General features: G+C 60.1%; 10 protein-coding genes and 1 pseudogene. 10 read left to right on the forward strand and 1 reads right to left on the reverse strand.

Annotation, left to right across the window (positions count from 1 at the left end):
- Positions 1-306: 306 nt before the first annotated feature.
- Positions 307-1,065: an NYN domain-containing protein gene (locus ACYZT8_RS03715; protein WP_461979347.1), complete on the forward strand. Its 759-nt coding sequence runs from the start codon at positions 307-309 to the stop codon at positions 1,063-1,065.
- A 61-nt stretch (positions 1,066-1,126) separates the two neighbouring features.
- Here ACYZT8_RS03715 and ACYZT8_RS03720 read toward each other — a convergent pair.
- Positions 1,127-1,589, reverse strand: a pseudogene (locus ACYZT8_RS03720) (cysteine hydrolase family protein).
- A gap of 247 nt (positions 1,590-1,836) precedes the next feature.
- On the opposite strand from ACYZT8_RS03720, the gene ACYZT8_RS03725 reads away from it, so the two are divergent.
- The 9 genes from ACYZT8_RS03725 (at position 1,837) to ACYZT8_RS03765 (ending at position 15,557) form a co-directional block, all read left to right on the forward strand.
- Positions 1,837-2,769: an NAD-dependent epimerase/dehydratase family protein gene (locus ACYZT8_RS03725; RefSeq protein ID WP_461979349.1), complete on the forward strand. Its 933-nt coding sequence runs from the start codon at positions 1,837-1,839 to the stop codon at positions 2,767-2,769.
- A gap of 62 nt (positions 2,770-2,831) precedes the next feature.
- Entirely contained in the window at positions 2,832-5,645 is a 2,814-nt protein-coding gene (locus tag ACYZT8_RS03730) for an endo alpha-1,4 polygalactosaminidase (protein ID WP_461979351.1), read from the forward strand.
- Positions 5,623-9,216: a tetratricopeptide repeat protein gene (locus ACYZT8_RS03735; RefSeq protein WP_461979353.1), complete on the forward strand. Its 3,594-nt coding sequence runs from the start codon at positions 5,623-5,625 to the stop codon at positions 9,214-9,216. Before ACYZT8_RS03730 ends, ACYZT8_RS03735 begins: the two co-directional genes overlap by 23 nt.
- Before the next feature lie 28 nt (positions 9,217-9,244).
- Positions 9,245-9,763: a penicillin-binding protein activator LpoB gene (locus tag ACYZT8_RS03740; protein WP_461979355.1), complete on the forward strand. Its 519-nt coding sequence runs from the start codon at positions 9,245-9,247 to the stop codon at positions 9,761-9,763.
- Between the two features lie 5 nt (positions 9,764-9,768).
- Complete coding sequence (locus tag ACYZT8_RS03745) at positions 9,769-11,136, forward strand: PelD GGDEF domain-containing protein (RefSeq protein WP_461979357.1); 1,368 nt, start codon at positions 9,769-9,771, stop codon at positions 11,134-11,136.
- The gene (locus tag ACYZT8_RS03750; RefSeq protein WP_461979359.1) at positions 11,114-12,103 is read left to right on the forward strand and encodes a HEAT repeat domain-containing protein; all 990 of its coding nucleotides are present in this window, start codon (positions 11,114-11,116) and stop codon (positions 12,101-12,103) included. The genes ACYZT8_RS03745 and ACYZT8_RS03750 overlap by 23 nt, the downstream gene beginning before the upstream one ends.
- Positions 12,100-13,614: a GT4 family glycosyltransferase PelF gene (pelF, locus tag ACYZT8_RS03755; protein WP_461979361.1), complete on the forward strand. Its 1,515-nt coding sequence runs from the start codon at positions 12,100-12,102 to the stop codon at positions 13,612-13,614. The genes ACYZT8_RS03750 and pelF overlap by 4 nt, the downstream gene beginning before the upstream one ends.
- A complete protein-coding gene (gene pelG, locus ACYZT8_RS03760; RefSeq protein ID WP_461979363.1) occupies positions 13,615-14,985 on the forward strand; it encodes an exopolysaccharide Pel transporter PelG in 1,371 nt (456 codons plus the stop codon).
- Between the two features lie 149 nt (positions 14,986-15,134).
- Positions 15,135-15,557, forward strand: a complete 423-nt coding sequence (locus ACYZT8_RS03765; protein ID WP_461979365.1) for an organic hydroperoxide resistance protein — start codon at positions 15,135-15,137, stop codon at positions 15,555-15,557.
- The last annotated feature ends 71 nt before the right edge of the window (positions 15,558-15,628 follow it).

Here is a 15,628-nt window from a genome sequence, read left to right on the forward strand (position 1 = left end):
AAGGCTATCGATGCAGAACGCCTTCCGCCAGTTCATGAAAGTCGACAGGAGTTGCGGGAAGTTTCCTAGGACGCGGACTACGTTCTTACAATAAAAGTCATTTGTCAGATTTTACTAAAAGCTAACGCTTCGAAAATCGCCCCTCATAACCAACCTACGCCTAACAGAGGTAATTCCTACACAGTCTGGCGGTTGACGAAGAAGTAGGGCGCGGCCTAAAGTTCTCCCATCAGCTCAGTACAGCGTGCAGTCAATTGTTAGATCTGCCCAGCAGTCCTGGGCTTTTTTTCGCCCAGAGAAAAGTGAATGAAACGAACAGCCATCCTCATAGACGGGGGATTCTTCTTCCAGCGCGTGATGTACTTTACTCGTAAATACTTCGGTCGGAATCTGATGCTCACTGCCGAGCAGCTTATTCAGATCATCAAGATAATCGCGAGGCATCACTTGGAGGATGAGCGATCTCCCTGCCGAGAGTTGTATCGGATCTACTTCTACGACTGTCCTCCTCCTTCAAATCAGGTTCGTCTGCCGATCATTCCGCATGGCCATAAAACCTCGGGGTACATGAATTTCAATACGCATGGTCCCTATCAGCTTCGGCGTAATTTGCATGCTTACCTTCGAACCAATCGCAAGACCGCACTTCGATTAGGAGAACTGGCGAAAAAAGGAGAATGGCAGCTCAATACTCATTCGCTTAAAGCCCTGCTCAATGGTCAGAGAGCATGGGGCGATCTTACAAACGATGATTTTCACTACAAAATTGAACAGAAGACAGTCGACACCAAGCTTGGGATGGATATCACCACGTTGGCACTGGACAAGCTTGTCGACGTAATTGTGTTGGTGGCAGGCGACTCGGACTTTGTTCCAGCAGCCAAGCTTGCCAGGACGAAAGGAATCGATTTTGTGCTTGACCCCTTGTGGGCAAATACCACGGAAAGTCTGAGCGAGCATGTCGACGGGATCAGATCATTTGATTTGGTGCGAATTCTTCAGCATATGACCGACTATGAACTGGTTCAGCAGCCGGAGTGGTGGGACGTGGTTCAGCTTTACTAGCTTCAGTTTCGATGCGCGTAAAAAGTCTGACACTCCCCCTTAGAACAGCGCTCCCGGTTGATTACAGCTCATCCGACCTCACCGTGTGCTTAAAGTGATGCTCCCAAACCCTCACCCCCAGCGCCCCCGTCCGATCCAGCGATGACCCCACGGTCAAATCCGTAATCAACGTCGGCTGCAACCCCGCATCAAACAGCGCAAACCCGGCCGTCAGGCAGCATGTATCGGTCTGAAGCCCGCACACCAATACGCGATCCACCTTCAGGCTTTTCAAATACTCAATGGTCTCAAGGGATGGCGCATAGCCGTGCTTGATAAAGATGCGATCAGCCTCGATCAGGCTGTCATCGTCCGGAGCAGAATGCCATCCGAGTTGTTTCTCAAACGGCGTTATTGATTCGTCGTGACGTTCAACAGTGGCGACGCTGGGCAGGTTGCCAATGAGTTTGCGAATGCCGTCGATAAGCCATTGAGGCGGGAAAAAGCCGGGGCTGGACATCGACTATAAGAAGGGCTTGATGCATGGCGAGAGTTCCGGTCTAGACGTAGTTTGACGGTCTGGAATGGCAATTGTATGACAGCTTGTAGCTAATAAATGTCGTCAAATAAGTGACGTTTTTCGAGGTAAAATACCGCCCGGCGATATATTAGACAAAGTATTGACAGTGCCCATTTGATCTCCCATTATCGGCCGCGTTTTGATGGCCTTGCGCCACAAACTCGGCGGACTTTAACCACTCGTATCCGCTCTACTGTTCAGGGAGAGATTTCATGTTTGTTGAGCGAATACTGGTGACTGGCGGTGCAGGGTTTATTGGCTCGCACCTCGTAGAAGCGTTGCTTGGTAAAGGCTACAAAGTCCGCGTGCTGGATAATTTGTCGACCGGCAAGGTCAGCAATCTGCCGATGGATAATGCCAGTCTGAGCTTGGTCATCGGTGATGTCGCCGACGGCGCCGTGGTGGCACAGGCCATGCGCGATTGCGGCGCTGTTGTTCACCTGGCGGCGGTGGCCTCGGTGCAAGCGTCCGTGGATGATCCAGTCAGCACCCATCAAAGCAACTTCGTCGGCACGCTCAACGTATGCGAAAGCATGGTGAAGGCCGGGATCAAGCGCGTGGTATTCGCTTCCAGCGCGGCCATCTACGGCAACAATGGCGAAGGCACGGCGATTCACGAAGACACGCCAAAATCCCCGCTCACGCCGTATGCCAGCGACAAACTGGCGAGTGAGCAATACCTCGATTTCTATCGCCGCGAACATGGCCTGGAACCGATGATCTTTCGGTTCTTCAACATCTTCGGCCCGCGCCAGGATCCTTCATCGCCGTACTCCGGCGTGATCAGCATTTTTACCAAGCTGGCCATGGCGGAGCAGTCGGTGGCGATTTTCGGCGATGGTGCGCAAACCCGCGACTTCGTCTATGTCCAGGACCTGGTGAGCATTCTCGTTCAGTCCCTGGAAGTCAGCGAGCCGAGCCCCGGCGCGGTGAACGTTGGCCTGAGTCGTTCCACCAGCCTCAACGACCTGATCACTGAATTGGGCACCGTCACCGGCAGCCCGCTGAAGGTAATTCATCACGCGCCACGTCAGGGCGACATTCGCCATTCGCGCGCCAACAACAGCCGCCTGCTCGAGCGTTTCACGCTCCCGGAACCGACCGCCATCGGCAAAGGCCTGGCGCAGCTTATCCGCAGCCTCTAACCCGGCCGGTTCTACTGTCCGACTTCGAAGCAGTATCGGTTCAGTCAATTCAAGAGTGAGTTATGGAAATCGTTTTTCGCAGGACGCGTGTCCGCGCGGCCGCTAAACGGCTGCTCGCCGCTTTAGCGTTGTTCGTGAGCGCACCCGCCGTCCAGGCCGCAGCATTACCGCAACCCGCCAGCGTGGTTTTTTGGTACGCCGATCAACCGCCCATTTCCGAATTGGCCCAGTTCGACTGGTCGGTGGTCGAGCCGGGGCATATGACCGTAGGCGACGTCAAAACCCTGCGCAAATTGGGCAGCCAGCCGTTCGCCTATCTGTCGGTGGGTGAGTTCCACGGTGGCAAGGCCGAACTCGACAAGGCATCCCTCTCAGGGGCCGTCAGCCCGGTGCGCAATGGCGCGTGGGACAGTCAGGTCATGGACCTCGCGGCACCGGCCTGGCGTGAACACCTGTTCGGTCGAGCCAAGGCGTTGCAGGCCGAAGGCTACGCCGGTCTGTTCCTCGACACCCTCGACAGCTTCCAGTTGCTGCCGGAATCGTCGCGAGAAACACAGCGTGTGGCACTCGCAGGTTTTCTGCGGGAATTGCACCAGCGTCAGCCGAACCTGAAGCTGTTTTTCAACCGTGGATTTGAAGTGTTGCCCGACCTCGATGGCGTGGCGGCCGCGGTGGCTATCGAATCCATTCACGCCGGCTGGGACGCTTCCGCCAAGCGCTATCGCCCGGTGCCTGAAGCCGACCGCGAATGGCTGGAAACCCAGATCCAACCGTTGCGCGCCAAAGGCATCCCGCTGGTAGCCATCGACTACTTGCCGCCGGAGCGTCGCGATGAAGCGCGCAAACTGGCCAAGCGTCTGCGCGATGAGGGCTTCATTCCCTACATCGGCACGCCTGAGCTGGATTCGATGGGCATCAGCAGCATCGAAATCCAGCCGCGCCGAATCGCACTGCTTTACGATCCGCGCGAAGGTGACCTGGTGCGCAACGCCGGGCACACCTTGCTCGGCGGTTTGCTCGAATACCTCGGTTACCGGGTGGATTACCTGCCTGTCGACAGCTCCCTGCCGGAGCACCGTTTCAGCGGTTTGTACGCAGGGATCATTACTTGGATGACCAGCGGCCCGCCGCAGGACGCACCGGCCTTCAATAGCTGGATCGGCAAGCGTCTGGACGAACAAGTCCCGGTGGTGTTCTTTTCCGGCCTGCCGATTCAAGACCCGCTGCTACTCAAGCGTCTGGGCCTGAATCGCGCGGCACCGATTGGCACTCAAGCGTTGACCATCAGCTACCAGGACAAGGCGCTGATCGGCGCTTTCGAAGCACCGGTGCAGCCCCGATCCCGTGACCTGACCGCGATTTCCCTGCTGCCCAAAGGTCCGAAAGCCGCGTTGCTGCTGACCACTGCTGACGGCCAGACATTCGCCCCGGTGGCGACAGCCGAGTGGGGCGGTGTAGCCCTGGCACCGTACATTCTCGAAACGAACAACGAGCGCAGCCGCTGGATTCTCGATCCATTCGCCTTCCTCCAGGCCAGCCTGCGCCTGCCGGTGCAGCCGCGTCCGGACACCACCACCGAAAACGGCCGCCGCATCGCGACCGTACACATCGATGGCGATGGTTTCCCGTCGCGCGCCGAAGTGCGCGGCACGCCGTATGCCGGCAAGCAGGTGCTCGACGATTTCATTCGGCCCAACCCGTTTCTGACCTCGGTGTCGGTCGTCGAAGGCGAGATTTCACCGCGCGGCATGTTCCCGTTCCTGGCTCGCGAACTGGAGCCGATTGCCCGTGAGTTGTTTGCCAACCCGAAAGTCGAAGTCGCCAGTCACACCTTCAGCCATCCGTTTTTCTTGCAGCCGGAAGTGGCGCAGAAACGTGAGAATTTCAAACCGGAATACGGCTTGAAAATGGCCATCCCGGGCTACGACAAAATTGATTTTCGCCGTGAGATTTTTGGCTCGCGCGACTACATCAACCAGCAGCTCACTACCCCGGAAAAACCGGTGAAGTTGATCTTCTGGCCGGGCGATGCCTTGCCCTCGGCCGCCACGCTGAAGCTGGCTTACGACGCGGGTCTCAAAAACGTCAACGGCGCCGAGACCATGCTGACCAAGGCTAACCCGTCGCTGACCGGCCTCAACCCGTTACTGCGCCCCACCGAAGGCGGCTTGCAGTACTACGCGCCGATCATCAACGAGAACCTCTACACCAACCTGTGGAAGGGGCCGTATTACGGCTTTCGCGATGTGATCGACACCTTCGATCTCACCGACAGCCCACGGCGTTTGCGCGGCCTGCACCTGTATTACCACTTCTATTCGAGCACCAAGCAGGCCTCGATCAAGGCGATGGACGAGATCTACGGCTACATGAAGGACCAGCAACCGATGTCGCTGTGGATGAGCGACTACCTCGATCGTGTGCACGGTTTGTATCAGGCCAGTCTGGCGCGCACCGCCGAGGGCGACTGGCAGGTTCGCGGGATGGACGCGCTGCGCACCCTGCGACTCGACCCGCAGATGGGTTGGCCGGATCTGCTGCGCTCGCAAGGAGTCGCCGGTGTTCGCGACTTGCCGCAGGGCCGATACGTGGCGTTGAGCAGCGACCAGGCGTTGCTGGTGTTGCGCCCCGACCGAGATGAACGGCCGGCGCTAGAGGAGGCCAATCTGCCGTTGGTGGACTGGAAATATGTGGACGAAAGGCACGTGAGCTTTTCGTTTGCCGGGCAGGTCGACCTGACTTTCTCCGTGCGTTCGGCGAGCAGCTGCCGGGTTGAAGTGGACGGGCAACAATTTGCAGGCAAGGCATCCGCCGGCCTGTGGACTTTTCAATTACCAATGAAGCAGGTGAGTCATGGTCAGCTCTACTGCATCTAACGCCTCGGCTACTAAAAGCAGCCGTCTGCTCAATCCTTGGGCATTGGCGGTGGTGGCGGTGGCCGTGGGCGGCCTGCTGTGGGTGACGTTCCAGCGCGAAGAAGTGTTCCAGCCCGATGGCCGCGAGCCGGATGCGGTCTCGGCCAATTACGCCGAATTGCTATTGGCGGCGCACCCGGATGACGATCACCTGCGCTTGCAGCTGGTCGATCTGTTGATCCGTCTCGGCGACTACCCGAAGGCGCGCCAGCACCTTGAGAACTGGCCGAAACCGGTCGTCGAGTTGCAGGCGTATTACCGGTTGGAACTGGATGCGCTGGAAGCGGCGAAGGCCGACGATCCAATCGCGCAGAAAGCCTTGATCGAACGCCTGCAAAGCTTCGATCACCGCCTGCTGCCGCTGCCGCAATTGCAGAACCTGGCCAAGCTGGCGCTGACATTACAGGCGCCAGCCTTCGCTGCCAGCGTCTACGAAGAAATCGCCGATCGCGATCCGGCTCAGCGCATTGCTTCGCTCAAGTCCGCCGCGCAGTGGTACCTGGCGGGTGAACAACCTGGCCGCGCCGCCGACATTTATCTGCTGCTCAAGCAAGACAGCCAGCAAGCGTCCGAGCGTCGTGAATACGCGCAACTGGCCTTCAACAGTCTGTTGGCCGCCGGCCGTGGTGATCAGGCCGCGCGCGTACTGGCTGATGAGCTGGATCAACTCAAGGACCCGCAAACCGATTCGCCGTGGCTGGAGCAAGGCGTCGATGTCGCCGTCGGCAGCAAGCGCTTCGATCTGGCGCAGCGCTTTCTTGATCAGTGGCGCGTGTTGCAGCCGGACAATCCGCAAATCCTCCGCAAAGAATTCAGCATGCGCCTGGCCCTAGGCGACCTGGCCGGTGCGTGGGACAGTGGGCTGCAACTCGTGGCTGAACATCCGGATGACCTGGCGTTGCTCGAGCAAATGGGGCAGCTGGGCGAATGGCGTGGCGACAGTCAGGCCGCTCTTGGCTACTGGATTCGCCTGCTGAAACTGCACGAAGACCCGCAAACCCGTGAACACGCCTGGCGTCTGGCAAGCCAGCAGTACGATTTTGACCGGGCGATTCCCTTGCTCGCCGAGATCATGGAGCAGCGGGCGCTGACTGACGTCGAACTCGATGCGCTGAACTACGGTCACGAATCCCGCGGCACACCGACGCAAGCCGAAGCCTGGTTGCACGCCTACTTGCGCAAGTACCCGGCGCATCGTCTGGCCTGGACACGCCTGCTGCAAAACCTCGAAAACACCGGGCAGTTTGCGCAGAAAACCGAAGTCTACAAGCGCTACTCGAAACGCTTTGCGCTGACCACGACCGAGCGCATCGACTGGGCCAATACCGACCTGAAGCTGTTTGATAATCAGGCGGCGTGGGACGTGTTGCAGGTCGACAACCGCAAGATCACCGATGAGGGTTACTGGCGCCTGCGCGCTGCTTTGGCGTGGGATCTGGAGCTCGACAACGAGCTGCAGGTTTCCCTGGAAAGACTCCTCGCGCTCAAGGGCTCGCTCAACAGCGGCGACGAAAGTCAGCTGATCACCATGTATCGCAGCAGCGATCCGAAGCGCGCCCTGACCATGATGGTCGGCAGTTGGAAACGCAGCCGTGATCCGCAGCGTCTGGTTGAATCCTTACAGCAAGCCCAGGAATTGCAGGACTGGCCGCAAGTGGTCGCGCTGCTCAAAGACGCCGAGCAATTCCCGGACGCCAACGAGCAGGCACAAGTGCTGGCGATACGCGGTGCGCTGGCCGTGCAGCAGGGAAATATCGACGAAGCGCAGCGCTTGTACCTGTTGGGCCTTTCGCGTTTCCCGGATGACAACCTGTTCCGCGAACGCCTGATGTGGCTGTACGTCGATCAAGGCAACACCGCCGCGCTCAAGCCGTTGCTGACGGAGTGGAAACCCCAGGCACGTCAGGACCGAATCCTCTGGCTGCCGTTTGCCAGTGCCAGTCAGATGCTCGGTCGCGATGCCGAAGCGTTGGCCTGGTATCGCCTGTACCTCAAGACCAGTCCGCAGGATTGGCTGGTGCGCGCGGCCTACGCCGATGCCCTCGAAAGCGCCGGTTATCAGGACGCGGCGCAACGGTTGCGCCTGAAGCTGCTGCGCAGTCCCGAAGGCGAAAACATTCTGCCTTCGTCTCAACGTTACGCGATCTGGTTGCGCTTGATGGCCAGCAGTTATTCGCCGGCCAAGGCGCAGCAGGAAGTGGCGAAGTGGAAGGACGGCTCGCCGGCGATGCTGCAATTGTGGTTCGAACGGTTGCTGGCGCGTCTCGACGCAACGAACCAGGAATCGCAGAAAGACCAGTGGCTTGATTGGGCGCGCAGCCAGGGCTTGAAGGTCCAGCGTTACGAAGAAATTCAGCAAGCCTTGCGCAGCCGAAACAAGGCGCAAGTCGAAACGCTGTTGGCCAGTAGCGACCTGAATCCGGCGCAACGCGCTCAGGCCCTCAGCCGTCTCGGCCGCTTCGACGAAGCCCTCGACCTCAGCCAGTCCGCACTGGGTGACGATCAGCCGGCCGCCGTGCGCGAGCAACTGCGCCGTCAGGCTGTTGAGCTCCAAGAGTTGACGCCACAAGGCGCGCAGCTGTCCTGGCATCAGCAGGATTTCGGTGGTTTGGAATTCAACGGGCCGCGCCTGCAAATCGCGCACAACCTCGGCAGTCAGTGGTACGCCAACCTTGAGCTGGAGAACGGCACTTACAACAGCGATCAACTGATCGAGTCGCGCATGGGCGATGAGCGCAATGCCGCGCTGACCCTGCAACGCTCGGTGGAGGACGGCGGCTACAAACTGTTCGCCGACACCAGTCAGCGCGATGACGACGACCGCACCGGCCTGGGCCTGTCCCGGACCTGGCAGTTGAGCGCCAGTGACCAGATCGAGACCGGCCTGGATTGGCATCGCAAGAGCGAAGACAGCGGCCTGATGCGCGCTTTCGGCCAGCACGACAGTGTGTGGGTCGGCGGTCGTCACGGGCTCTCGGCGCGGGATCAGATCAGCTGGGAAGTGGCACAGAAATCGTTCTCCACCCGAGCTGGCGACTCCCTGGGCAACGGCCAGGCGCTGAAGATGGAATACAACCACACGCTGGAATTCGCCGGGCCGAACTGGACCGTACGCAGCGGTGTCGATTATCAGCACAACAACGTGAAGGACCGCACGTTGGACTACCTGTCCAGCGCCAACGACGGTCCGGTGAAAAGCGTTGATGACTCGGACGATCCCGCGATCGTGACGGCCGACGATCTGCTGCAAAGCCGTTATGGCCAACTGTATGTCGGCAGCTCATGGCGTCGCGGTTTGCCGGGCGCTCTGGTGCGCACTCGCCCGCAATACACCTGGCTGGTGGACGTGACGGCGGGCTGGCAATGGCTGGATCAAACCTTCAACTACGGCATCAACACCGGGATCGGTGTTGAAGTGCTGGGCGGTGACGAATTGGCCCTCACCGTCGGCTACCAATCCGCCCCACAGGGCGGGGACGGTCAGGCGGGCGGAACACTGGGTGTGAGCTACGGCGTGCGTTTCGGACGCTGATCATGAAATGTTTACAGGAGAAAAACTGATGCAAGCAATTCGTAATCTGAGCCTGGCTCTGGCAGTCCTGTTCGTCGCCGGTTGCGCCAGTTTCACCGGCGACACCAGCCCGAATCTTCCGCGTACTGCGAAGTGGGGCACCGTGCCGATGATCAACTATTCGCAAACTCCGCAGGCCGGTGAACGCGCCGAGCAGATTCTGCTCAGCGTGCTCAGCAGTCATGGTCTGCAACCACGGGTTTACCCGGTCAGCACTCAGGGCGAACAAGCGCTGATGGATGACAACGAACGCCTGGCTGGCGCTCTCGACTGGGCGCGTGATCAGAAGCTCGATTACGTGGTCGCCGGCAGCGTTGAAGAGTGGCAGTACAAGAACGGTCTGGACGGCGAACCGGCCGTGGGCATCAGCCTGCGCGTGCTCGAAGCCAGCAGCGGTCGTGTGCTCTGGAGCAAAAGCGGCGCGCGCGCGGGCTGGTCCCGTGAAAGCCTCGCCGGCACCGCGCAAACGGTGCTCGACAAACTTGTTGGCGCCCTTCGGTTCGAGTGAATGCAATGAATTCTCCTCACATGGATTACAGCCTCGCGCCGCGTGCCAGCGGTCCGGTGTCTTGGCTGGAAACGCTGTTGGTCACCGGCGCAGCCATCGGCCTCGGCTTGTGGCTGACCCCCGAAGACCCGTTGCAAATGCACGGCGGTTTTCCTTGGCCAGTGTTGGCGCCGTTGTTGTTAGGCGTGCGCTACGGTTTCGTGCGCGGCTTGCTCAGCGCTAGCCTGTTGGTGGCGGCACTGTTCGCCCTGCGCTACATCGGGCATGAGGCCTACGCCCAGCTCGATCCGTCCTTCATTGTTGGCGTGCTGGTCAGTGGCATGCTGGTGGGCGAGGTTCGCGATCTGTGGGAGCGGCGCTTGCAGCGGCTGCAGATGGCCAACGATTACCGCCAGTACCGACTCGACGAATTCACCCGCGCGCACCAGATTCTGCGGGTCTCCCATGACCTGCTGGAGCAGCGCGTGGCCGGCAGCGATCAGAGCTTGCGCAGTTCGTTGCTGGGCTTGCGCGAAAAGCTTCGAGTGATGCCGGACGAAGGCGATGCACTGGCCGCGCTGGCCGACCCGATCGCGGCCATGCTGGGACAGTACGGCACGTTGCGTGTGGCTGGGCTGTACCGCGTCGATGAGCGTGAAGAGAACGTGTTGCCCGAAGCCTTGGCGACCATCGGCGTCATGGGGCCTTTGGGCACCGAAGACGGCCTGGTCAAGCTGTGCCTGGAGCGTGGCGAACTGGTCAGCGTGCGTCAGGAGTTGATTGATGCCGGCAGCTCGGCGCAGTTCTCGTCGTTGCAGGCTTGCATCCCGTTGATCGACGCCGAGGGGCGTTTGCTGGCGATTCTGGCGGTGCGGCAGATGCCGTTTTTCGCTTTCCAGGATCGAACGCTGAGCCTGTTGTCGTTGCTTGCCGGGCACATCGCCGACCTGCTGCGCCGCGACCCGCAAGTGCTGCAATTGGCCGACGCCGATGCGCAGCAGTTCACGCTGCAGCTCAAGCGTTCGCTGGTGGACGTCGAGCAACACAAACTGGCTGCCGGTCTTTTCGCTTTTGAAATCACCCGTCCCAACGATGAGCTGTCGCGTTTGTTCGAACGCAGCCAGCGTGGCCTCGATCTGCAATTGCCGCTGCGTAACAACCGCGATCATCAGCTGTTGTTGGTGCTGTTGCCGTTGACCAGTCCGCAAGGCACTGAAGGTTATCTGGCGCGGATGAACCTGATGCTGCACGAACACTTTGGCATTGAAAGCAGCCTCGACAGCCTCGGCGTGCGCGTGTTGCCGTTCAACCTGGAGCCTGGCTGTGAACGCAACGGGCTGCGTAATTTCCTGTTCAACGAGTGTGGCCTGAATGATCAGCAAGTGGCTGTTTAGCGGAGCCTTGTTGTTAGAGGCGGGCAGTTGGGCCAGTTTGTGGCTCGCGGCGCCCGAGTTACAACAATTGCTGGTGTTCACCCTCAGCCATGGCCTGGCCTGCGTGATGTTGTGCGCGGCCGTGTGGCTGTTGCTGCCGGCGCGCTACCGTTCGCCGCTGCCGTGGAGCCCGCTGTTTATTTTCAGCCTGGCGTTCTTCGTGCCGGTGCTCGGCGCGGTCGGCGTGGTGGCGGCGATCTTCCCGGCGCTGTACCTGCCGCGCAAACGCGACAAGCAAGCGTGGCAAGCAGTGGGCATCCCGAAACTGCCGTTTCGGGCACAGTCGCAACTGCACTCGCCGATCTTTGCCGATGGCGGTTTGCAGGACGTGTTGCGTCACGCGCCGGATCCGGATCAACGTCTGGCCGCGCTGTTGGCCACTCGGCGCATGCCCGGCAAAGAAGCGGTGCCGATCCTCAAACTGGCCCTCGCTGACCCGAGTGACGACGTGCGGCTGCTGGCGTATTCGATGCTCGATAAACAGGAAAGCGACATCAACCTGCACATCCAGATCGCGCTCGGCGAACTGGTCGACGCCAATGCCAAAGCCGCGGGTGCGCTGCACGGAAGGCTGGCGCGCTGGTACTGGGAGCTGGCGTATCTGGGCCTGGCCCAAGGCAGCGTGCTCGACCACGTGCTCAATCAAGCCAGCGAACATGCCGAGCTTGGCCTGGCCGCGGGCGAGGGCGGTGAGTTGGTTTTGCTGGCCGGGCGCATCGCGCTGGAGCGTGGTGACGTCGGGCGTGCCGAGGTGCTGCTCAGTCAGGCTCAGGAAAACGGCATGGGCGCGGCACAAGTGCTGCCGTTTCGCGCCGAACTGGCGTTCGAGGCCGGCCGTTACCACGAAATCCCCGCACTGCTCGCACGCCTTCCCGAGGAAACCCGTCAGCGGCCGCCGTTCGCCGCATTGGTCAGGAGCTGGACATGAGTCACAAGGAACAGGCACCGGATGCCGACATCTGTCTGCTGCTCGAAGGCACCTGGCCTTACGTGCGCGGCGGTGTTTCCAGCTGGATTCACCAGATGATCCTCGGCCTGCCGGAACTGACCTTTTCGGTGATGTTCATCGGCGGCCAGCGTCAGGCCTATCCGACCCGGCGCTACGAAGTGCCGGCGAACGTGCTGCACATCGAAGAAGTGTTCCTCGAAGATGCGACGCATCCGGCCGACACGCTGCTGGTGCCCCGAGAGGCCGACGAGCAGCAGTTGCAGGACTTGTATCGTTTCCTGCATCACCCGGATGCGCCGGATCCGGCGCTGGGTGAACGCTTGCTCGACTGCATCGCCCAGGGCCGCATGACCCTCGACGATGTGCTGCGCAGCCGTGCCAGTTGGGAGTCGTTGAGCGAAGGTTATCGGCAGCATTGCGCCGACCCGTCCTTTGTCAATTATTTCTGGACCCTGCGCGCGATGCAGTCGCCGTTGCTGATGCTCGCCGAAGCCGCGCAACGCATGCCGAAAGCGCGGGTGCTGCATTCGATTTCCACCGGGTATGCGGGCTTCCTCGGCTGCATCCTCAAGCAACGCTGGAACTGCACCTATCTGCTCAGCGAACACGGGATCTACACCAAGGAACGCAAGATCGACCTGGCCCAGGCCAGCTGGATCGCCGAGAGTTCCGGCCAGGCGCTGAACCGCAGCCTCGATGCCGGCTCGGGTTACATTCGCACGTTGTGGGTGCGTTTCTTCGAGCGCATCGGCCAGCTGACGTACAACAGCGCCGACAACATCATCGCGCTCTACGACGGTAACCGTCAGCGGCAGATCAAGGACGGCGCCCTCGCGGCCCGCACCCAAGTCATTCCCAACGGCATCGACCTGCCGGTGTGGACCGCCGCGCTGGAATCCCGCGCTCACGGGATTGCGCCCGTGGTCGGTTTGATCGGGCGTGTGGTGCCGATCAAGGACGTGAAAACCTTTCTGCGGGCGATGCGCGGCGTGATCAGCGCCATGCCGCAAGCTGAAGGCTGGATCGTCGGCCCCGAAGAGGAAGACCCGGAATACGTCAGCGAATGCCGCAGCCTGATGGCCAGTCTGGGCCTGGAAGGCAAGGTGCATTTCCTCGGTTTCCAGCGCATTCAGGACATCCTGCCGAAACTCGGCCTGATGGTGCTGACCTCGATCAGTGAAGCGCAGCCGCTGGTGATCCTCGAAGCCTGGGCCGCCGGTACGCCGGTGGTCAGCAGCGACGTGGGTTCGTGCCGCGAATTGATCGAAGGCGGCAGCGCCGAAGACCGAGACCTGGGGCACGCCGGCAAAGTGGTGGCGATTGCCGATCCACAAGCCACGAGCGCCGCGATCCTTGAACTGTTGCGCAGCCCGCGACGCTGGCAGGCCGCCCAGGCCAGCGGCTTGTTGCGGGTCACTCGTTATTACACCGAAGCCTTGATGCTGCAGCGTTACCGCGACCTGTATCAAGCCGCCATGGAGAACAGCTAAATGGCCGGTATTGGCTTTGAACTGCGAAAAATCCTTTCGCGCGATTCGTACACGGCGACCTTGCACGCCTACGTCTACGCCGGCCTGATCAGTTCCGGGCCGTGGGTGCTGTCGATCATCAGCGTGATGCTGGTGGGCATCATCAGCATCGGCCTGCTGCTGCCGAACATGCTGGTCGGGCAGTTCCTGGTGACGGTGACGTACCTGATGGCCACCTCGTTGATCCTGACGGGTGGCTTGCAGTTGTTCTTCACGCGCTTCGTGTCCGACCGCTTGTTCGAACACAAATACGATCAGATCCTGCCCAACCTGTTGGGCGTGTTGTTGCTGGTCACGCTCGGCGCCGGGTTGTTGGGGATCGTCGTGCTGGGCTTGTTGTTCGACCAGCCGCTGATTTACCGCGTGCTGGTGTTGGCGAACTTCGTGGTGCTGTGCAACTTGTGGCTGGTGATCATCTTCCTCTCGGGGATGAAGGCCTATAACCGCATCCTGCTGGTGATGCTGGTGGGGTACACGCTGATGGTCGCGAGCGCCTACGTGCTGAGCTTTTTGCAGATGCCGGGCTTGCTGCTGGCGCTGTTGATCGGGCACAGCACGCTGCTGTTTCTGTTCCTCTACGACATCCTGCGCGAGTACCGCGCCGAGAAACTGATCGCCTTCGATTTCCTCGACCGGCGCAACGTTTTCCTCAGCCTGCTGGCCACCGGTTTCTTCTACAACCTGGGCATCTGGATCGACAAATTCCTGTTCTGGTTCAACCCCGGCACCTCCAACGAAATCGTCGGCCCGCTGCGCGCCTCGATCCTTTACGACTTGCCGATCTTCCTCGCGTACCTGGCGATCATCCCCGGCATGGCGGTGTTTCTGGTGCGCATCGAGACTGATTTCGCCGAGTGGTACGACCGCCTGTTCCGGGCGATCCGCGAAGGTGAAACCCTGCAACACATCGGCCAGCTGAAAACCGAAATGACCTTGTCGATCCGCCAGGGTTTGCTGGAAATCTGCAAAGTGCAGGGGCTGACGGCGGTGCTGTTGTTCCTGTTCGCGCCGCGCCTGCTGGAGTGGCTGGGCATCTCCAGTTATTACCTGCCGCTGTTCTACATCGATCTGATCGGTGTGAGCATTCAGGTGGTGTTCATGGCGTTGCTCAACGTGTTCTTCTACCTCGACAAACGTACTGTGGTGCTGGAGCTGTGCGTGCTGTTCGCGGTGTTGAACGCCATGTTGACGCTGTTCAGCATGTACCTGGGGCCAAGCTTCTTCGGGTACGGGTTTACGTTGTCGTTGCTGATTTGTGTATTGCTGGGTTTACACAGGCTTACAACGGCGCTGGAAGATCTGGAGTACGACACGTTTATGTTGTCGCGCTGATCGTTCTTTCAGACGTGAAAAAAGGCACTGGCGGTTATCGCTCAGTGCCTTTTTTTCGTCCGACTGACGTCACTTGTCAGTCTGGGTTGCGCTGCTAGGCTTGAACTCCCGGCCCCATCATCTGTTGCTTCCCATCAGGAGTCACGATCATGAGCACTGCACTGGAAACCGTTCTCTACACCGCCAAAACCCACACCGTCGGCGGCCGCACAGGCACTGGCAAATCCAGCGATGGGGAGCTTGATGTCAAATTCAGCTCGCCGGGATCGGGTAAACCCGGCACCAACCCGGAGCAACTGTTTGCACTGGGTTATTCCGCCTGCTTCATCGGCGCGATCCAAGTGGTGGCGGGCAAGATGAAAATCAAACTGCCGGAAGACACGTCGGTGGATGCCGAGGTGGATTTGGGCAAGATCGGTAGCGGGGACTTTCAGTTGGCGGTCAGGTTGAACGTCAACATTCCCGGGTTGGAGGAGGGCGTGAAGCGGGAACTGGCGGAGGCTGCGCATCAGATCTGCCCGTATTCGCGGATGACGCGGGGGCATGTGTCGGTGGATTTGAAAGTGCTTTAAACCCCAACCGTCCACCGGACTAATGTGGGAGTGAGCCTGCTCGCGATAGCGATTGTTCATTCAACATGGAT

It is taken from the genome of Pseudomonas sp. LB3P93, from assembly GCF_054898025.1.